The following is a 19,241-nucleotide window of genomic DNA, read 5'->3' as shown; positions in this document are numbered from 1 at the left end:
TATGAGCCAAATCCGAGGCACCGTTGTTGTACTTCTTCAGTTCACTTTCCTCGATGAGAAGTTGCAGGTACTCCTCGTATGGTACGCCCGCCTCCACAAGTAAAACCCAAGCGTGCCATTCCAACTTCGAGTGAACCCAATCTGGGACTGACTCGAACCTAAGTCCCTTGGCCTCAATGGAGGGAGATGTCAGAAGCGACTCCACTGCTTCTAAATGCTCTTCAGGCATGACTTGAAACGGCACCCACTTGCAGCCGCCACCCATCCCCGCGTCCAGTTCCCCTTCAAGTAGAAAAGCGTTAAGCACGGCATACGAGGGGATACGACGAAACTGGATCAAGCCAGGAACTTCAAGCATGAACTGATCCAGTGGCAGCTCATGGCGGGAGCCATAGGGGCCCACGGCGCCATGGGTTCGAAACCGAACATATCTCACCCAATTCCCTCCTTTTCACTAGCGTTTAGAATCGCGGCACTTTGCCACCTCTGCTGAGATTGAACGCCAACCAATCTCCTACCTACCTCCCCTGACTTGCGGCTGTTACAGCACCGAGGCGGGGTGGGTGCGCATCCTAGTGGCGACAGGCTAGCTGCACCTTTTGAGTCCTTAGGCTAACGCAATAGTATTCCTGATGGAATGAGCTGGATAAAGAAAAAGCCTATTTATTTTAGGGGGTTATTCGATAAATTGTTCAAGAGAGGGCAGCCACCGTCTGGTGAGGAAAATGCGTCGAACAGCTCATCCCCCTGCTGGGAGGGGGTAGTTCTTGCTGTTTCACCAGCCAAAAAGCAAACCCCACCCCTGCCTTCCCCTTGAAAAAAGGGGAGGGAGAAAAGCAACCGCATCAAGCCTGAACGGCGGCGCAGGGCATACGAAGGCCAAGGCCAAGTGCAGGGCTGCCCCCGCTGCAACGGGCGGCAAAAAGCTGGTGTGGGGCTGCCTGCAGGGCTACAATTCGCCGCCGATCCCATCTGGTGGGATCGTCCTGACCTGTGATCAGACATTAAGAGAGACAATATGTTCAGACCCGAGTTGCTTTCTCCAGCGGGAACGCTGAAGAACATGCGCTATGCCTTTGCCTATGGCGCCGATGCCGTTTATGCCGGCCAACCCCGTTACAGCCTGCGGGTGCGTAATAACGAATTTGACCACGACAACCTGCAGCTGGGCATCAACGAAGCCCATGCCCTGGGCAAGAAGCTGTACGTAGTGGCCAATATCCAACCCCACAACTCCAAGCTCAAGACCTTTGTGCGCGATATGAAGCCGGTCATCGACATGGGGCCCGATGCCCTCATCATGTCCGATCCGGGCCTCATCATGATGGTACGCGAACACTTCCCCCACATGCCGGTGCATCTCTCCGTCCAGGCCAATGCGGTCAACTGGGCCACGGTCAAATTCTGGGAACAGCAGGGGCTGGAGCGGGTCATCCTCTCCCGTGAACTGTCACTGGATGAGATCGAAGAGATCCGCCAGCACTGCCCGACTGTGCAGTTGGAAGTGTTCGTCCATGGCGCCCTGTGCATGGCCTACTCGGGCCGCTGCCTGCTCTCCGGTTACCTGAACAAGCGCGATCCGAACCAGGGCACCTGCACCAACGCCTGCCGTTGGGAGTATAAGGTGCATGAGGGCAAACTGGATGAGGTGGGGCAGATTGTCCACCGCCAGGAGCCGATCCCGGTACAGGTCGCCCCGACCCTGGGTCTGGGCCAGCCCTCGGATCAGCTGGTGCTGATCGAAGAGAAAAACCGCCCCGGCGAATTCATGACCGCGTTCGAGGATGAACACGGCACCTATATCATGAACTCCAAGGATCTACGTGCCATCCAGCATGTGGAGCGGCTGACCAAGCTGGGGGTGCATTCCCTCAAAATCGAGGGGCGTACCAAGTCCTTCTACTATTGTGCTCGCACTGCCCAGATCTACCGTCAGGCCATTGATGATGCGGTCGCCGGTCGCCCCTTCAACCCGGATCTGTTCAAGACCCTGGAGAATCTGGCCCACCGTGGCTATACCGAAGGCTTCCTGCGCCGTCATGCCCATAACGAACACCAGAACTACGACTATGGCTATTCGGTTTCCGACAGCCAGCAGTTCGTCGGTGAGATCACCGGTCGCAACAGCGAAGGGCTGGTGGAAGTGGAGGTGAAGAACAAGTTTATGCTGGGTAACAGCCTGGAGTTGATGACCCCCCAAGGCAACCTCAGCTTCCAGCTGGAACAGTTGCAAAACCGCAAGGGCGAGCAGATCGAGGTGGCGCCGGGTAACGGCCATACCGTCTATCTGCCGGTGCCGGCCGAGGTGGATGTCAACTACGGCATACTGCTGCGCAACTTCGATGACGGCGAGAGCACCCGTCAGCCCCACGGGCAAGTAGCGGGTTGATATGGCACTGCTAATCACGCAAAAGTGCATCAACTGCGACATGTGTGAGCCTGAGTGTCCCAATCAGGCCATCACCATGGGCGATAAGGTCTACGAGATCGATCCTAATCTCTGCACCGAGTGTGTGGGTTTTTATGATCACCAGACCTGTGTCAGTGTCTGTCCCATTGACTGCATCATTTGGGACCCGGATCATGTAGAGTCAGCCGAGCAGTTGCTGGAAAAATTTGCCATCCTGCATGGTTAAGTTGGCCTATTACGATGGCCAGAGGTTTGGACAGGAGAAAACCATGGAAAAAGTTACCATCTACGGCAAGCCCCTCTGCCCCTATTGCGACCGAGCCGTCGCTCTGTGTGAACAGCGCGGCTTCGCCTTTGAATACATTGACATTCAGGAGCGCGGCATGAGCATAGCCGAGCTGCTGGAGATAGTTGGCAAGCCCGTGCGTACCGTACCGCAGATCTTTGTGGGTGAGCAGCATATCGGCGGCTTCACCGACTTTTATGACTTCGTCATCAATCAGGGTCAGTGAAGCTAGCTGGGTCAAACACCCCGCTCACCGCCAATGTAATGTTAGGAAAAGTCCATGCAAAATATTCTCATCGTCTGCACCGGTGCCCCCTATGGCAGCGAGAGCCTCTATAACGCCCTGCGCCTGGCCATCGCCCTCAAGGAGCAGGAGGAGTGCGAAGTCGATCTGCGCCTGTTCCTACTCTCCGATGCAGTCACCGTGGCCCTGAACGGCCAGGCTCCCACCGAAGGGTATAACCTGCGCCAGATGCTGGAGATCCTGAGTGCCCAGCATGTGCCCATGCGCCTGTGCAAGACCTGCACCGACAGCCGCGGCATCAGTGGTCTCCCGCTCATCGATGGCATCGAGATCGGCACCATGCCCCTGCTGGCACGCTGGACGGTCGAAGCCGATAAGGTGATTAACTTCTAGGCTGTGCCTGGTCGGGACCATGAGCCCGATCACAAAAGGTATTTGCTACGCTTCCAAGCGGCGGGTATAATTCCGCCGCTCCTTTTCCCATCCCCCGTTCTTTAACATCTGGTGAGTCAATTTATGCATCCTATGCTAAACATTGCCGTTCGTGCGGCTCGTAGTGCTGGTCAAGTTATTGCCAAAAATTTTGGCGACCACGTGAACATCCAAACCGCCGAAAAAGCAAAAAACGATCTGGTAACCAATGTTGATCGTGAAGCGGAGCAGGCCATAGTTTACGCCCTGCTCAAAGCCTACCCAGAACATTGTGTGATCGGTGAAGAGTTCGGCATTCAAGGTAAGCAAGATTCCGAGTTTCAATGGATCATTGACCCACTGGATGGCACCACCAACTTCGTCAAGGGCATCCCCCATATCGCCGTCTCCATCGCCCTGCGCATCAAGGGCCGCACCGAAGTGGGTGTGGTGTACGATCCCATTCGTGATGAACTCTTCTCCGCCAGCCGTGGTGGTGGTGCCCAGTTGAATGGCTACCGTATCCGCGTTGGCCAAGCCCGGGATCTGGATGGTTGCGTACTCGCCACCGCCTTCCCCCATCGTCATCGTCATCACCTGGATGCCTATAAGAAGATGTTTGATGGCATCTTCGCCGAGTGCGCCGACATACGCCGTGCCGGCACCGCCAGCCTGGATCTGGCCTATGTGGCCGCAGGTCGCATGGATGGTTACTGGGAGCTGGGCCTCAAGCCTTGGGATCTGGCCGCAGGCGAACTGATTGCCCGCGAAGCCGGCGCCCTGGCTACTGACTTTGTCGGGGGTCACAACTTCTACAACAGCGGCAACATTGTCTGCGGCAACCCGCGGGTGGTGAAGTGCCTGCTCGCCAAGATCCGTGACGAGCTGCCAGAGTCCCTGGCTAAGTAAGCCAACCGCTACGCTAATCGAGCCCGTCCTGGTGACGGGCTTTTTTGTCTTTGCCGCTCACGCTTGCCATGCTGCCGTCATAGCAGAATAAGCTTGCAATCTGCTGATCAAATGCGTATTTGTATCGCCATTTTTGGCCAGCCCATTCTGTGGCGGCTGCAGTTAACCCTATAAACAGGGAGTTGTTTGAGTTATGTCCGTCAGTGAAACCAGTCAGAGCGGTGAATTGCGCCGTACGTTGAAATCGCGTCATCTCTCTATGATTGCCATAGGGGGCTCTATTGGCACAGGTTTGTTTGTTGCCTCTGGCGCAACCGTGGCCCAGGCCGGTCCCGGCGGCGCCCTGCTGGCCTATGCCATCATAGGCCTGATGGTCTACTTCCTGATGACTAGCCTGGGCGAGCTCGCGGCCTTCATGCCCGTCTCCGGCTCCTTCGCCACCTATGGCTCCCACTTTGTCGATCCGGCCTTCGGCTTCGCCCAAGGTTGGAACTACTGGTATAACTGGGCCATCACGGTCGCGGTCGAGCTGGCTGCTGCCACCATAGTGATGAAGTTCTGGTTCCCCGACACCCCAGGCTATCTCTGGAGTGCCCTGTTTCTGGGCATCATCTTCAGCCTGAACTACTTCTCGGCCAGGGGCTTTGGTGAAGCGGAATTCTGGTGCTCGCTGATCAAAGTGATCACGGTACTGGTCTTTATCGGCATAGGTATGTTGATGATTTTCAACATTATGCACGGCTCCATGCAGCCGGACTTTGGCAATCTAACCACAGGTGATGCCCCCTTTGTTGGCGGCATACCCGCCGTCATCAGTGTGGCTATGATTGCTGGCTTCTCATTCCAAGGGACCGAGCTCATAGGTGTCGCCGCCGGTGAATCCGCCGAGCCCGGCAAAAACATTCCCCGTGCGGTACGCCAAGTATTCTGGCGCATCCTGCTGTTCTACGTTTTTGCCATCCTGATCATAGGCATTCTGATCCCCTATACCGATCCGCTGCTACTGAAAAATGATGCAACCGATGTGGGTGCCAGCCCCTTTACGCTAGTGTTCGAGCGCGCCGGGTTGGCCTTTGCCGCGGCGCTGATGAATGCCGTCATTCTCTCCGCCATTGTCTCGGCGGGTAATTCAGGCATGTATGCCTCCACCCGCATGCTCTACACCATGGCACGGAGCGGTATGGCGCCGAAGTTCTTCGGTCGCCTCTCCAGTAATGGCGTTCCCCGAAACGCCCTGTTCGCCACCACCCTAGTGGCCATGCTCTGCTTTCTCACCTCCCTCTCAGGGGATCAAAGCGTCTACCTCTGGCTGATGAGTGCCTCTGGCATGAGTGGCTTCATCGCCTGGCTCGGCATAGCCGTGAGTCACTATCGCTTTCGCCGTGGCTATATCAAACAGGGTGGCTCGCTGCAGGATCTTCCCTATGTGGCGACCCTATTCCCCCTCGGCCCGCTGTTGGCATTCAGCCTGTGCCTGCTGATAACCCTGGGCCAGGGTTATCAAGGCTTCACCAGTGGCAACATTGACTGGTATGGCGTATTGGCAGCCTATCTCGGTATTCCGCTATTTGGTCTGCTCTGGCTAAGTTATAAACTCAAGCACAAAACCCGACTGGTGGCCTTCCACGAGATGACCTTCCCTCAGCGTGATTGAGTGAGGCGATCAAAAAAAATCCGCAACCTGTGACCGGGTTGCGGATTTTTTTTCCTAGCTCAGCCCGATGGCTTACGTTCACCCCTCGGGCCCAGGCGGCAGCCTCAGTCCCACAGCCGATCCGTGATGCATCCACTCCGGCGACGGCCAAGCACGCCAGCCAGCACCAGTAATGCTCCCCAGCCAACACTGCCCCCCCCCGAAGAACTGCTTGTCGTGGTATTAGGGCTATCCGTGGTCACGGTAGTGGTGGTCGAGGTAGTGGTGGTGGACGTAGAACTATTGTTTGTTCCACTCTGTGATGAGCTATCCGTGGTGCTATTACTACTGGCCGCGGTGATCACCAGGTTAGCCAGTTTGGCCTCAGCCAAGGTAGGGGCCAAACTGCTCTTGGTAAAGCGCCAATCCACCAGATGACTTCCCGCCGGTACACTCAGGGTCTGGGTACGCCAGCTGTTATTGGTCGCCGAACTCAGCGCCACACCATCCAGGCGATTGCTCAGCAAGGTGTAGTCATCGCCGCCCACCACATTCCATTCAAAGCTGAGGGTGGCAGGCCCAGTGATCGTGGTCTGCAGCACGGCAACACCATCGGTCAAACCCGAGCCCGCGACCAGAGGCAGCCGGCCTCCACTTAACTTGCCATCGCTCCATGTGGCATCCCCCCCCGAATACCAGTCAAGCGAGGTACGGGTAATAGCATTACCGAAGCTCACCTTGGGCAGCACAGTGGCACTTAACTGGGTACGCAACTCAAACGCCGAACCGCTATCTGTGGCCACCACAGACTCCTGCCTCTGACCCGCCACTGTGCCCGTGAAGCCGACTGTGATGGCACAACTGGCCCCCGCAACCAGGCTGGAGTTAACACAGCTATCGGCCGTGATGCTAAACCCTTGCTGGGTATCCAGCAGCAGATTGGTCAACGTGGCCGGACTCTGGCCTTCGTTGAGCACCTGGATTTGGCGCGTTAGGCGGTACCCTAGCGGCAGATAGCCAAAATCGGTATGGGTATCCATGGAGAGGTGCTGCTGATGCTGGTTCAACCAGTCGGTATAATTGGCCAAGCGGGTATAGACACCTGGTGCACCAGGGCTGGCGCAACCATCCCCCCAACTGACTATACCTACCTGCTGCGCATTACTGCTATTCGTGCCCACGATCAGCGGCCCGCCAGAATCGCCATAACAGCTATCCTTACCGCCACTCATGAGACCCGCACACACCATATTCTCTGTGATGGCGCCCGGATAAGCGGCGGAGCAGACACTTTCGGCGATCAGTGGCAGCGTGACCTGCTGCAGCAGATAGGGGTAGCTATTGCTATTCTGCGCACTGGTGGCTCCCCACCCCATGGTGAGCAGATTGGTACCACTGGCCATAGCGGCCATGGCACTGTAACCCAGGGATGGCAGGGGCTCGATGTTCACAGCGGCGCTAAGGTGTAACAACGCCAGATCGTGATTATAGGTGGCAGGATGGTAACTGGGATGAACCAGGATGCGATCAATCTTCGCCAAGGTGCCGGCCGTGGAGCTAGAGCGCAAATCATAACCCCCAACCCGGACCACCAGTTTGCTGGGCTCTTCGCCCAATACGCAGTGGGCCGCCGTCACTACCCACGCCTGCCCCACCAGAGCGCCACCACAAAAGTGCGCAGCATAGGGTGTACTGCTGCTAGCCGCACTTTCCAGACTCACCATCCAGGGCCAGGCCCCCTCCACCGAGGTACTTCCCCCAACAATCCCCGAGAGCATAGCGGCTTGTGCTGGCAGAGAAAAAAGGAGTGTCATGGCACAAGGCCAAAAGAGCCGCGAAAAAAGGTGGCATTGCACCATGAGTTATAATCCTGTGACTACACACTATGTCTCAGATGGTAAGACAGAAGAGGGATTATTGCAGTGTTAGACCAGGTAAAATTCAGTAAAAAGGAGGAGATGGCTCATTGATGGTCAAAAAAAAACCGCCGATATCGGCGGTTTTTTTCAACAGCTTAAATTACTCTGCGCTTTGCTCGAGCTCATCGGCAGGCAGATCTTCTGCTGCAACGGGTTCGCCAGACTCATCACGCTTGGCTTCCTTGATGGAGAGACGCACGCGACCTTGACGATCCACTTCCAGAACCTTGGCACGGACCACATCGCCCATCTTCAGGTGATCGGAGACATCCTTCACACGCTCATCGGTGATTTGCGAGATGTGTACCAGACCATCTTTGCCTGGCAGTATGTTGACGAAGGCACCGAAGTCGGCCAGACGGGTAACCTTACCCTCGTAGACGCGACCCACTTCAACTTCAGCAGTCAGGGCCAGGATACGGCGGATGGCTTCCTTGGCGGCTTCACCATCCACGGCAGCAATCTTAACTGTACCGTCATCATCCAACTCTATGGTAGTACCAGTCTCTTCGGTCAGAGCACGGATCACAGAGCCACCCTTACCGATCACGTCCTTGATCTTCTCAGGATTGATCTTGATGGTATGAATGCGTGGTGCGAAATCGGAGATATCGTCACGAGGAGCGGCAAGCGCCTCATCCATTACCTTCAGGATGTGCAGACGCGCATCACGAGCCTGCTTCAGGGCGATCTGCATGATCTCCTTGGTAATGCCTTCAATCTTGATATCCATCTGCAGCGCAGTAACGCCTGCTGAGGTACCCGCTACCTTGAAGTCCATGTCGCCCAGGTGGTCTTCATCACCCAGAATGTCAGACAGAACAACGAAGCTGTCGCCTTCTTTCACCAGACCCATGGCAATACCGGCCACGGAGGCAGAGATGGGGACACCTGCATCCATCAGCGCCAGAGAGGAACCACACACGGACGCCATGGAAGAGGAGCCGTTGGACTCAGTGATTTCAGAAACGATACGCACTGTGTACGGGAACTTGTCATAGCTAGGCATAACGGCAGCAACACCGCGCTTCGCCAGACGACCATGACCGATTTCACGACGCTTAGGTGAACCGACCATGCCAGTTTCACCCACACAGTACGGTGGGAAGTTGTAGTGCAGCATGAAGCGATCGGTACGTTCGCCAGCCAGCTCATCCAGGTTTTGTGCATCACGCTCAGTACCCAGAGTACAGGCTACCAGGGCTTGAGTCTCACCACGGGTGAACAGGGAAGAGCCGTGAACACGTGGCAACAGACCAGTGCCCATGGACAGGGCACGAACCATCTGCGGGTCACGACCATCGATGCGCGGCTCACCGCGCAGCACGCGACCACGCACTATGTCGCTCTCCAGAGCATGGAACATTTCGCCGACCAGCTTAGCATCTTGAGTCGCATCGTCAGCGACGATCTGGGCAACCACTTTTTGCTTCAGTGCAGAGATAGTTTCGTAACGCACAGCCTTCTCGGTGATGCGATAGGCTTCGCCCAGCTCGGCAGTCGCCAGCTCGGCAATCTTCTCTTTCAGTACGGTATTGACGGCAGGAGCCTGCCAATCCCACGCCTTGGTGCCCACTTCGGCAGCAAACTCCTTGATGGCCTGAATGGCGGTTTGCATCTGCTCGTGACCGTAAACTACGGCGCCCAGCATGGTCTCTTCAGAGAGGATCTTGGCCTCGGATTCCACCATCAACACAGCGGCTTCGGTACCGGCAACGACCAGATCCAGATCGCTATGCTTGGTTTCGCTGCTGGTCGGGTTCAGAACGTACTGGCCATTGATGTAACCAACGCGAGCGGCAGCAATCGGACCATTGAACGGAATGCCAGAAATGGCCAGGGCAGCAGAGGCGCCCAGAATGGCGATGATGTCAGTCGGAACCTGCGGATTGGCAGAAACGACGGTGGCAATCACCTGAACTTCATTGAGGAAACCTTCCGGGAAGAGCGGGCGGATCGGACGGTCAATCAGGCGAGAGATCAGGGTCTCGGCTTCGCTCGGACGGCCTTCACGCTTGAAGAAACCACCGGGAATGCGGCCGGCCGCATAGGTACGCTCTTGATAGTTGACAGTCAGCGGGAAGAAATCACGACCCGGAGTCGCTTCTTTCTTACCAACAACAGAAACAAACACGGCGGTATCGTCCATGCTGGCCATGACAGCACCAGTTGCTTGACGAGCCATGACGCCGGTTTCCAGGGTGACGGTGTGTTGACCGTATTGGAAGGTTTTTACAATAGGATTCACGTGAATTTCCTTTATATGTTTGGGTCGCTAATTTCGCGCATGATTATAGCCGATCAACCACCAAAGGTAAGCAAGCGCAACAGCTTCTTTTTTGTGAGCAGCGCCGAGGTTCCGGGCAGTTTGATAGCCAGTAAACCGGACCTAGAGTCGATGGTAGTCGCAGGCAGGCGAAACGATAATGAACTCTTTCGGAAAAAAACAAAAAGGAGGCCGAGGCCTCCTTCTTAAAAACCGTTTGGTTATTACAACCGCCCAGTTGCTTACAGCATGGCGACGAATTAACGACGCAGACCCAGCTTCTGGATCAGAGCTTGATAACGAGCAGCGTCTTTACGCTTCAGGTAGTCCAGCAACTTACGACGTTGGGAAACCATGCGCAGCAGGCCACGACGACCGTGGTGATCCTTGCTGTGCACTTCGAAGTGACCTTGCAGATGGTTGATAGAAGCGGTCAGCAGAGCCACTTGGACTTCTGGTGAGCCAGTATCATTTGCACAACGGGCATTGTCAGCAACGATTTGCGCTTTGGTTTCGGCATTTAGTGACATAGTGATTCTCCAACTAGATGTGATCCCCCGCCGATCACTAATTCAGCGGAGGAATAGGCGGCGGCATTCTGCCATAGAGCACAGGCTGCCGCAACCGCTAACGCGCTTATTCCTCGAGCTCACCACCGATACGCACCAGACGACGAGGCGCGACCTTGCCATCCTCATCGATCTCGCCGACACCAATAAATTCGCGCTCGTTGCCCACAGTCATGCGAACAAACCCGGAAAGTGGCGATTTAGCCACCTGAACGGCCTGCCCCTGGGTCACGTAGCTAGCGACGACGTCGGACATGTTCACCTCAGGTAAACGTTCGACTGCGGTATCCATGGACAAGAGCAACGGATCCAGATCCTCCCGCGGTGGCCGACCTTCGCTCTTGCACTGCTCAAACAAGCCTTGCAACTGCTCCAATGTCACCATGCGCTCGGCGGGATAGGTTGCGACCTGACTACGGTGCAAGTGCGTCACATGGGCGCCACAGCCTAACAGCTCACCCAGATCATCTATGATGGTGCGAATATAGGTGCCCTTGGAGCAATGAATATCCAAGGTCAACTGATCTGCACTAAACGCCAACAAGTTCAGCTCATAGACTGTGATAGGCCGGGCTTCCCGTTCAATCTCGATGCCTTCGCGCGCATATTCATACAGGGGCCGGCCCTGATGCTTGAGCGCAGAAAACATGGACGGAACTTGCAGGGTTTCGCCACGGAACCGGGCCAACGCCTCTTGCAACTGGCTGTCACTTACCTTGACCGGACGGGTGCTGATGATGGTGCCATCGGCATCGCTAGTATCGGTACGTTCACCCAGCTTAGCCGTTACCTGATAACGCTTGTCGGCATCCAGCAGAAATTGGGAGAACTTGGTGGCCTCCCCCAGGCAGATAGGCAACATGCCCGTAGCCAGAGGATCGAGCGCACCGGTATGACCAGCTTTCGCCGCGTTATAGATACGCTTTACCTGTTGTAAAGCATCGTTGGATGTGATGCCACTGGGCTTATCCAGCAGCAGAATGCCATGCACATCACGGCCTTTGAAGCGACGTCTTCGAGACATCTTTAGTCTTTAGCCTCCTCGCTCTGACCGCCAGCGTGTAAACGCTCTTCGTCATCGCGAATCGTGTTACTTACCAGGTTGGAGATACGCATCCCCTCAACCAGCGTCTTATCATAGGCAAAGCGCAACTCGGGCACGACTCGCAGCTGCATGGCCTTGCCAAGCAGTATACGAATATATCCCGATGCCTCAGTCAAGCCCTTGAGGCCAGTTTCGATACGTTGCGCATCACTCTGTTCAGCATCTTGCTCTTGCTCGGCATAGTTAAGAAAAGTAACAAATACCTTGGCGTGCTGCAGGTCGCCTGAGACCTCAACATCCGATACTGTCACCATGCCGATGCGTGGATCCTTGACCTCACGCTGCAGTATCATGGCCACTTCACGCTGCAATTGCTGAGCAACGCGGCGGGCACGACTGAATTCTTTAGCCATTCAGGACTCCTGAATAAAGAGGGGGCATTACGCCCCCTCTATCGAGTGAGATTACAGCGTACGCTGAATTTCCACCACTTCGTAGACTTCGATCTGATCGCCGGGTCGTACGTCGTTGTAGTTCTTCACCGCGATACCACATTCGTAACCGTTCTTGACCTCGGGTACGTCATCCTTGAAGCGACGCAGAGATTCCAGCTCGCCTTCGTAGATAACCACGTTGTCACGCAGAACCCGGATCGGGCTGCTGCGCTTGACGGTACCCTCGGTGACCATACAACCCGCCACGGCACCAAACTTCGGTGACTTGAAGACATCACGAACTTCAGCCAAACCGATGATCTGCTGCTTGAATTCTGGAGCCAACATACCACTCATGGCCTGCTTAACTTCATCAATCAAATCATAGATGACTGAGTAGTAGCGCAGGTCAATGCTCTCGGAGTCGATCACGCGACGTGCAGAAGCATCGGCACGCACGTTGAAGCCCAGGACGATGGCATTGGATGCCGCAGCCAGGCTGGCGTCAGTTTCGGTGATACCACCTACACCAGAGCCGATGATCTTGACCTTCACCTCATCGGTGGAGAGCTTGAGCAGAGAGTCGCAGATGGCTTCTACAGAACCCTGAACGTCGGCCTTCAGCACCACGTTGAGTTCAGAGACTTCGCCTTCACCCATGCCGGAGAACATGTTTTCCAGCTTGGCCTTCTGCTGACGTGCCAGCTTGACGTCACGGAACTTACCTTGACGATAGAGCGCCACTTCACGGGCCTTCTTCTCGTCACGGACGACAGTCGCTTCATCACCCGCCGCAGGAACCCCGGACAGACCCAGGATTTCCACCGGAATAGAGGGACCGGCTTCCTTAATCTCACGTCCGAGCTCATCACGCATGGCGCGAACACGGCCATACTCGAAACCGCACAGAACGATATCGCCCTGACGCAGAGTCCCTTCTTGTACCAGCACGGTCGCCACAGGGCCGCGGCCCTTGTCCAGACGGGATTCGATCACCACACCGCTGGCCATAGCGTCACGAACTGCGTTCAATTCGAGAACTTCAGACTGCACCAGTATGGCATTCAGCAGATCGTCGATACCTTCGCCCGTCTTGGCCGAAACCTTGACGAACTGATGCTCACCGCCCAGATCTTCAGCAACCACACCATAACGCGTCAATTCAGTCATGACACGCATCGGCTCGGCACTTGGCTTGTCCACCTTGGTGACAGCAATAACCATAGGCACGTTACCGGCCGTGGCGTGCTGAATAGCTTCGATAGTCTGCGGCATGACGCCATCATCGGCTGCCACCACCAGGACTACGATATCCGTCGCCTTGGCACCACGAGCACGCATGGCGGTAAACGCCGCGTGACCCGGGGTATCCAGGAAGGTGATCATGCCATTCTCGGTTTCCACATGGTAAGCACCGATATGCTGGGTAATACCACCCGCTTCACCCGCAGCTACTTTAGCCTTACGGATGTAGTCCAGCAGAGAGGTCTTACCATGGTCAACGTGACCCATGATAGTAACCACTGGCGCACGGCCTTCCGCCTTGGCGGTGGAATCACGATCTTGCATGACCGCTTCTTCCAGCTCGTTTTCGCGACGCAGGATAACCTTGTGACCCATCTCTTCGGCAACCAGCTGGGCAGTTTCCTGATCGATGACCTGATTGATAGTCGCCATGGCGCCCATCTTCATCATCACCTTGATCACTTCTACACCCTTGACCGCCATCTTGGCCGCCAATTCGCCGACCGTGATGGTTTCACCGATCACCACATCGCGTGCGACAGGCTGAACCGGCTTGTTGAAACCATGCTGGAGGGAGCTCTTGCTGCGCTTGCCTTTACGTTGGCGAGCTCCGCGCTCTTCACGGTCATCATCTTCGCGGCTTTTGGTCTTCTTGACGCCACCGCGGCGACGATTGCGCGCCTCTTCTTCGCGCTCACGCTGAGCTTCCGCTTCCTTTACATACGCAGAGGTAGCGGCAGGATCTTCTTCCTGCTCTTCCGCCTTACGACGGGCGGCCTCTTCTTCTGCCCAACGAGCACTGTTTTCTTCAGCCAGACGCTTCGCCTCTTCGGCTATGCGAGCAGACTCCTCTTCCGCCTTACGACGGGCTTCCTGCTCTTGCTGACGTTTCAGCGCATCTTCTTCACGCTTGGCCATCTCTTCTGCCTCTTGGCGTGCCTTTTTCTCGGCATCATTCACTGGTGTTGCTGAGGAGGTTTTACGAGCTTTTTCCTTGGCCTCAGCGTCAGCCTTGGCCTTGGCTTCGGCAGCGGCTTTCGCCTCTGCAGCCTTGACTTCCGCTGCCTTCCGAGCTTGCTCCTCCGCTTCGCGGCGAGCCAATTCCTCGGCCTCACGACTAGCCTGTTCCTCGGCAGCCTTGGTCTCATCTTCGGCAGCTGAGCGACGGACATAAGTGCGCGACTTACGCACTTCTACCTGTACAGACTTGTTCTTACCACCTACACCCTGAACGCTCAAGGTGCTTTTTGTCTTGCGTTGCAAGGTCATGCGCTTGGGTTCGGCATCATCGGCGCCGCCATGCTGTTTCTTCAGGTGAGCCAGCAGTGTGTGCTTCTCATCTTCGCTGACCATATCATCGACAGACTTGCGGATCCCTGCATCAGTGAACTGCTGAAGAAGACGCTCTACTGATGTGTCAATATCATTGGCCAGTTGTGTTACAGATACTTCTGCCATTCATTACCTCCGCAGTTTTATTCGGCCTGCTCACCGAACCAGCAGATATTGCGAGCAGCCATGATGAGTTGGCCCGCTTTCTCTTCGGTCATGCCTTCGATCCCCATCAGATCGTCAATACCTTGTTCAGCCAGATCTTCAAGCGTCCCAATACCGCGTGCTGCCAGCATATAGGCCATCTCTCGGCCGATGCCCTTGAGCTCCAGCAGGTCATCGGCAGGCTCAACACCTTCGAATGACTCCTCTTTAGCCAGAGCCCGAGTAGTCAGAGCCTGTTTAGCCCGACCGCGCAACTCTTCGACTGTGCCTTCATCGAACCCATCAATGGTGAGCAGTTCGTTAACCGGCACATAGGCAATCTCTTCTAGCGTAGAGAAGCCCTCATCGATCAGCACCTCGGCGAACTCGTCATCGATATCCAGGGCCTGAGTAAACAGGTTGAGGATGCGATCTTTTTCCGCTTGATGCTTGGCTTGCATGTCTTCAACTGTCATCACGTTTAGCTCCCAACCGGTCAGTTGGGATGCCAGACGCACGTTCTGACCATTTCGACCTATAGCCTGAGCCAGGTTGCTGGAGATGACGGCAATATCCATGGTGTGATGGTCTTCATCAACAATGATGGAGGCCACATCCGCCGGAGCCATGGCGTTGATTACATACTGCGCAGGATTATCATCCCACAGCACGATATCGATACGCTCACCGCCCAACTCACTTGAAACCGCCTGTACACGAGCGCCTCGCATGCCGACGCATGCCCCGACCGGATCGATGCGACGATCATTGGTCTTGACGGCAATCTTGGCGCGAGAACCCGGATCGCGAGCAGCACCCTTGATCTCGATGATCTCTTCGCCAATTTCAGGTACTTCGATACGGAACAGCTCTTTCAGGAAATCAGGATGGGTCCGACTGACAAACAACTGGGAACCACGAGCCTCCGGGCGCACCGATGCCAACAGACCACGGACCCGATCACCGGGACGATAGGATTCACGCGGCAACATATCATCACGATACAGGACACCCTCGGCATTGCTACCCAGGTCCATGATCACGTTGTCGCGGTTCTGTTTTTTCACCACAGCTGTGATGATGGTGCCTTCTTGATCCTTGAACTGATCGACCACTTGAGCACGTTCAGCTTCACGGACCTTCTGGACAATCACCTGCTTGGCGGTCTGGGTCGTGATACGGTCAAAGGTTACCGAATCAATCTGATCTTCAACGTATTCACCGATTTGAATTTCCGGCTCATCTACGCGAGCGGCATCCAGAGTGATTTCGCGGAACGGATTTTCCAGCGGTCCCTCGACATCAACCACTTGCCAGCGACGGAAGGTATCATAATCGCCTGTTTTGCGATCGATGTTGACACGAACCTCAACATCCCCTTCATATTTTTTCTTGGTTGCAGTTGCCAGTGCCGTCTCCAGCGCCTGGAAGATCTTCTCGCGGGGCACTGCCTTTTCGTTGGACACCGCTTCTACAACTGCCAAAATCTCTTTATTCATGTCCGACAGCCTCGTCAATCAAAGTTCGGAACCAGATTTGCCTGCTGAATATTGGCAAAGGCAACAGTCTCATCATTACCATCGACGCGCAGAGTGATCATTTCACCCTCCACCTTAATGATAACACCCTTATATTTACGGCGATTGTTAACCGCCATACGCAGCGTCAGGTTTACCTGCTCGCCAAGATATTTTTCATATTGCTCAGGTTTGAACAGGAGTCTATCTAGGCCTGGAGAGGAAACCTCCAGGTTATATTCGGTACTGATAGGGTCTTCCACGTCCAAGATACTGCTCACCTGATGACTCACCTCGGCACAGTTTTCCACTGTGATCCCATCAGGGTGTTCAATATAGACGCGCAGCGTTGAATGCTTGCCCGCCCGGACAAATTCAATGCCCCAAAGTTCGAAGCCAAGAGCCTGGATCGGGCCCTCTAGCATCTGATCCAATCGTTGTTCCAGCGTCGCCAAGGCAACCCTCCATAAACGAAAAAAGGGCTTGAAATAGCCCAGTACAGTGACAAACACTACAATGACTAGTGTGAATCGCAGATAACAAAAAGCCCCGATTCTTCAAATCGGGGCTTTCCAACTGGACCCTGATTGTCGCCTCGCTGACGACCGTCGCTCGCTGCTGCGAACATGACGTGATTGATTGGTTGCGGGGGCCGGATTTGAACCGACGACCTTCGGGTTATGAGCCCGACGAGCTACCAGGCTGCTCCACCCCGCGTCCGAAATCGTGCGAGAGTATAGTCGCTCCTGAATCAGGCTTCAAGCAAAGCGACTTACTTCTATATTTTGGTGCCCAGCGCGGGACTTGAACCCGCACGCCCGGAAGCACTACCCCCTCAAGATAGCGTGTCTACCAATTCCACCAGCTGGGCAAAACTCTTAATTTGGTACGTCTGCGTCTTTCTTGACCGGCACATCGGCCTTCTTCACTTCCACCTGCTCTGCAGCCGGTTTGGAGAGATCACTCCAATTTTCGGCAGGCTTGGTACGATTATTACCCATACCGCCAAGAACCAGACTAAGAACGAAGAAAAGCGTAGCCAGAACTGCTGTTGCTCTGGTCATGAAATTACCAGAACCTGACGAACCAAACACGGTGTTTGATGCTCCGGCACCGAAAGAGGCACCCATGCTTGCACCCTTACCTTGCTGGATCAACACCAAGCCAACCAAGCCCAGCGCAACCAACAGATAAACCACCAATAAAATTTCGTACATAGTTACACCTTAAGCTGACTTTCAGATTTAATTCGACATCTGGATGTCGGGCTGTGCCAGCAAGGAACGCGAGAACCTGAGGTTCAATCGCTGACAACGACGAGGATCGCTGCCTTTCAAACCTATCTCTGCGTGGTCTGACCCATCTACAGCTATCAGCCCCGGCCTGCTCAGTCATTTAGTCGCAAGGCGACCACGAACTGTCATGCTGCTGGAGCGGGGCTAATACTATCCAGCTGCCACATGGCTGACAAGCTGTTTTTTCACTTTCTAGTTTGTTTGCACATTTTCTCGGCAAAACAGGAACCTAGTATGAAAGGCCCCTTATTTCACCAACTTGACTTGCTCGGCAATGGCATTGGCCAAGCGCACAACCTGCGCTTCAACCTCCCCCTCGACCATGACGCGGATCAAAGGCTCGGTGCCGGATTTACGCAACAACACACGCCCACGACCGGCCAGCTCCCGCTCGGCCTCAGCCACAGCGGCCAATACGGCACCATCTTGCACCGGGTCTTCACTGGCGGTAAACCGCACATTGACCAGGATCTGCGGAAATTTGCTCATCCCAGAGCGCAAGCGTTGCAAGTCGCCACCACTGCGCGCCATCGCCTTGAGTACCTGCAACGCCGCGACTATGCCATCCCCCGTTGTGCCATGATCCAGGCAGATGACATGACCCGAGTTCTCGCCACCCAGGCGCCAACCCAGCTCCTTGAGCATCTCCATTACATAGCGGTCACCCACCTTGGCTCGGCGGAATTCGATACCCAGCTCGGCCAGAGCCAACTCTAAGCCCAGATTCGTCATCTGTGTGCCGACAATGCCACCCAGCAGCTTGCCCTGCTCATGTAGATCCCGGGCTATGATGTAGAGAATTTCATCACCATCGATGAGGTAACCCCCTTGATCGACCATCATGACCCGATCGCCATCGCCGTCAAAGGCAATCCCCAAATCGGCTTGCTCGGCTTGCACCCGAGCGATCAATGCCTCGGGATGGGTAGAGCCAACCTGGGCATTGATATTGATCCCGTTAGGCTCGCCACCAATGACCACCACCTCGGCACCCAGCTCCCGGAATACGGAAGGAGCAATGTGATAGGTCGCGCCATGGGCACAATCCAGCACTATCTTAAGCCCGTCTAAGCTCAACTCACTGGGGAATGAGCTCTTGCAGTATTCGATATAGCGGCCTGGAGCATCATCTATGCGTGTGGCTTTGCCCAACTTATCGGACTCCACGCAACTCATCTCACAATCCAACTGAGCCTCAATGGCCAGCTCAACCTCATCTGGTAGCTTGGTACCATCGGTGGAGAAGAATTTAATGCCGTTATCATAGTAGGGGTTGTGAGACGCACTGATCACCACCCCAGCCTCGGCACGGAAGGTGCGGGTCAGATAGGCAACCGCTGGCGTTGGCATGGGTCCGAGCAACACAGCCTTGATCCCCGCAGCGGACAATCCGGCTTCCAGAGCCGACTCCAGCATGTAACCCGAGATGCGTGTGTCTTTACCTATCAGTACCTTACGGGTTCCCTGCTTAGCCAATACGGTTCCGGCAGCCCAGCCTAACTTCATCACAAAATCAGGTGTGATGGGATACTGTCCCACTAATCCCCGCACCCCGTCGGTACCAAAATACTTTCTGCTCATA

General features: G+C 55.3%; 17 protein-coding genes and 2 tRNA genes. 6 read left to right on the top strand and 13 right to left on the bottom strand.

Going from position 1 to position 19,241, the window contains the following annotated elements; translation table 11 throughout:
- On the bottom strand, positions 1-358 hold a 358-nt coding region (locus ACZYTD_RS15310; protein ID WP_463893328.1), incomplete at its 3' end, for a hypothetical protein.
- Between the two features lie 660 nt (positions 359-1,018).
- Here ACZYTD_RS15310 and trhP point away from each other — a divergent pair.
- The 6 genes from trhP to ACZYTD_RS15280 all read left to right on the top strand — a co-directional run bounded on the left by trhP (position 1,019) and on the right by ACZYTD_RS15280 (position 5,914).
- Positions 1,019-2,389 (top strand): prephenate-dependent tRNA uridine(34) hydroxylase TrhP, encoded by a 1,371-nt coding sequence (gene trhP / locus ACZYTD_RS15305; protein WP_463893325.1) that lies wholly within the window; start codon positions 1,019-1,021, stop codon positions 2,387-2,389.
- Position 2,390: 1 nt separating this feature from the next.
- Positions 2,391-2,636 carry a YfhL family 4Fe-4S dicluster ferredoxin gene (locus ACZYTD_RS15300; protein WP_463893323.1) on the top strand — a complete coding sequence of 82 codons (246 nt, stop codon included), beginning with the start codon at positions 2,391-2,393 and terminating at the stop codon, positions 2,634-2,636.
- A 43-nt stretch (positions 2,637-2,679) separates the two neighbouring features.
- Positions 2,680-2,922, top strand: coding sequence for a GrxA family glutaredoxin (locus ACZYTD_RS15295; RefSeq protein WP_463893322.1), 243 nt, complete (start codon positions 2,680-2,682; stop codon positions 2,920-2,922).
- Positions 2,923-2,976: 54 nt separating this feature from the next.
- Positions 2,977-3,333, top strand: coding sequence for a DsrE/DsrF/TusD sulfur relay family protein (locus tag ACZYTD_RS15290; RefSeq protein WP_463893321.1), 357 nt, complete (start codon positions 2,977-2,979; stop codon positions 3,331-3,333).
- A gap of 123 nt (positions 3,334-3,456) precedes the next feature.
- The gene (gene suhB / locus ACZYTD_RS15285; protein WP_463893320.1) at positions 3,457-4,260 is read left to right on the top strand and encodes an inositol-1-monophosphatase; all 804 of its coding nucleotides are present in this window, start codon (positions 3,457-3,459) and stop codon (positions 4,258-4,260) included.
- A 193-nt stretch (positions 4,261-4,453) separates the two neighbouring features.
- Complete coding sequence (locus tag ACZYTD_RS15280; protein WP_463893319.1) at positions 4,454-5,914, top strand: amino acid permease; 1,461 nt, start codon at positions 4,454-4,456, stop codon at positions 5,912-5,914.
- 104 nt (positions 5,915-6,018) lie between these two features.
- Here ACZYTD_RS15280 and ACZYTD_RS15275 read toward each other — a convergent pair whose 3' ends face one another.
- The 12 genes from ACZYTD_RS15275 to glmM form a co-directional block, all read right to left on the bottom strand.
- Entirely contained in the window at positions 6,019-7,707 is a 1,689-nt protein-coding gene (locus tag ACZYTD_RS15275; RefSeq protein WP_463893317.1) for a trypsin-like serine protease, read from the bottom strand.
- 205 nt (positions 7,708-7,912) lie between these two features.
- Positions 7,913-10,060: a polyribonucleotide nucleotidyltransferase gene (gene pnp / locus ACZYTD_RS15270; protein ID WP_463893315.1), complete on the bottom strand. Its 2,148-nt coding sequence runs from the start codon at positions 10,058-10,060 to the stop codon at positions 7,913-7,915.
- Positions 10,061-10,338: 278 nt separating this feature from the next.
- Complete coding sequence (gene rpsO, locus ACZYTD_RS15265) at positions 10,339-10,608, bottom strand: 30S ribosomal protein S15 (RefSeq protein ID WP_463893314.1); 270 nt, start codon at positions 10,606-10,608, stop codon at positions 10,339-10,341.
- 106 nt (positions 10,609-10,714) lie between these two features.
- Positions 10,715-11,671 carry a tRNA pseudouridine(55) synthase TruB gene (gene truB / locus ACZYTD_RS15260; protein ID WP_463893312.1) on the bottom strand — a complete coding sequence of 319 codons (957 nt, stop codon included), beginning with the start codon at positions 11,669-11,671 and terminating at the stop codon, positions 10,715-10,717.
- Positions 11,672-11,673: 2 nt separating this feature from the next.
- On the bottom strand, positions 11,674-12,105 hold the full coding sequence (gene rbfA, locus ACZYTD_RS15255; RefSeq protein WP_463893310.1) for a 30S ribosome-binding factor RbfA: 432 nt from the start codon (positions 12,103-12,105) through the stop codon (positions 11,674-11,676).
- Positions 12,106-12,156: 51 nt separating this feature from the next.
- Entirely contained in the window at positions 12,157-14,829 is a 2,673-nt protein-coding gene (gene infB, locus ACZYTD_RS15250; protein ID WP_463893308.1) for a translation initiation factor IF-2, read from the bottom strand.
- A 17-nt stretch (positions 14,830-14,846) separates the two neighbouring features.
- On the bottom strand, positions 14,847-16,346 hold the full coding sequence (nusA, locus tag ACZYTD_RS15245) for a transcription termination factor NusA (protein ID WP_463893306.1): 1,500 nt from the start codon (positions 16,344-16,346) through the stop codon (positions 14,847-14,849).
- Between the two features lie 14 nt (positions 16,347-16,360).
- Positions 16,361-16,819, bottom strand: coding sequence for a ribosome maturation factor RimP (gene rimP / locus ACZYTD_RS15240; protein ID WP_463893305.1), 459 nt, complete (start codon positions 16,817-16,819; stop codon positions 16,361-16,363).
- Between the two features lie 185 nt (positions 16,820-17,004).
- Positions 17,005-17,081, bottom strand: a tRNA-Met gene (locus tag ACZYTD_RS15235).
- A gap of 69 nt (positions 17,082-17,150) precedes the next feature.
- Positions 17,151-17,235 (bottom strand) — tRNA-Leu (locus ACZYTD_RS15230).
- Positions 17,236-17,242: 7 nt separating this feature from the next.
- A complete protein-coding gene (secG, locus tag ACZYTD_RS15225) occupies positions 17,243-17,581 on the bottom strand; it encodes a preprotein translocase subunit SecG (RefSeq protein WP_463893304.1) in 339 nt (112 codons plus the stop codon).
- Positions 17,582-17,905: 324 nt separating this feature from the next.
- Positions 17,906-19,240, bottom strand: coding sequence for a phosphoglucosamine mutase (gene glmM, locus ACZYTD_RS15220; RefSeq protein ID WP_463893302.1), 1,335 nt, complete (start codon positions 19,238-19,240; stop codon positions 17,906-17,908).
- Between the last annotated feature and the right edge of the window lies 1 nt (position 19,241).

Source organism: Pseudaeromonas sp. HNCC25DJ180, from assembly GCF_055413345.1.
This window is presented reverse-complemented; position numbering and strand designations above follow the sequence as displayed.

Coding starts and splice junctions, on each gene's coding strand:
- ACZYTD_RS15280 (WP_463893319.1), top strand. CDS start 4,454: ATGTCCGTCAGTGAAACCAGTCAGAGCGGTGAATTGCGCCGTACGTTG.
- suhB (WP_463893320.1), top strand. CDS start 3,457: ATGCATCCTATGCTAAACATTGCCGTTCGTGCGGCTCGTAGTGCTGGT.
- rbfA (WP_463893310.1), bottom strand. CDS start 12,105: ATGGCTAAAGAATTCAGTCGTGCCCGCCGCGTTGCTCAGCAATTGCAG.
- ACZYTD_RS15300 (WP_463893323.1), top strand. CDS start 2,391: ATGGCACTGCTAATCACGCAAAAGTGCATCAACTGCGACATGTGTGAG.
- glmM (WP_463893302.1), bottom strand. CDS start 19,240: ATGAGCAGAAAGTATTTTGGTACCGACGGGGTGCGGGGATTAGTGGGA.
- rpsO (WP_463893314.1), bottom strand. CDS start 10,608: ATGTCACTAAATGCCGAAACCAAAGCGCAAATCGTTGCTGACAATGCC.
- ACZYTD_RS15275 (WP_463893317.1), bottom strand. CDS start 7,707: ATGACACTCCTTTTTTCTCTGCCAGCACAAGCCGCTATGCTCTCGGGG.
- truB (WP_463893312.1), bottom strand. CDS start 11,671: ATGTCTCGAAGACGTCGCTTCAAAGGCCGTGATGTGCATGGCATTCTG.
- secG (WP_463893304.1), bottom strand. CDS start 17,581: ATGTACGAAATTTTATTGGTGGTTTATCTGTTGGTTGCGCTGGGCTTG.
- trhP (WP_463893325.1), top strand. CDS start 1,019: ATGTTCAGACCCGAGTTGCTTTCTCCAGCGGGAACGCTGAAGAACATG.
- ACZYTD_RS15290 (WP_463893321.1), top strand. CDS start 2,977: ATGCAAAATATTCTCATCGTCTGCACCGGTGCCCCCTATGGCAGCGAG.
- nusA (WP_463893306.1), bottom strand. CDS start 16,346: ATGAATAAAGAGATTTTGGCAGTTGTAGAAGCGGTGTCCAACGAAAAG.
- infB (WP_463893308.1), bottom strand. CDS start 14,829: ATGGCAGAAGTATCTGTAACACAACTGGCCAATGATATTGACACATCA.
- ACZYTD_RS15295 (WP_463893322.1), top strand. CDS start 2,680: ATGGAAAAAGTTACCATCTACGGCAAGCCCCTCTGCCCCTATTGCGAC.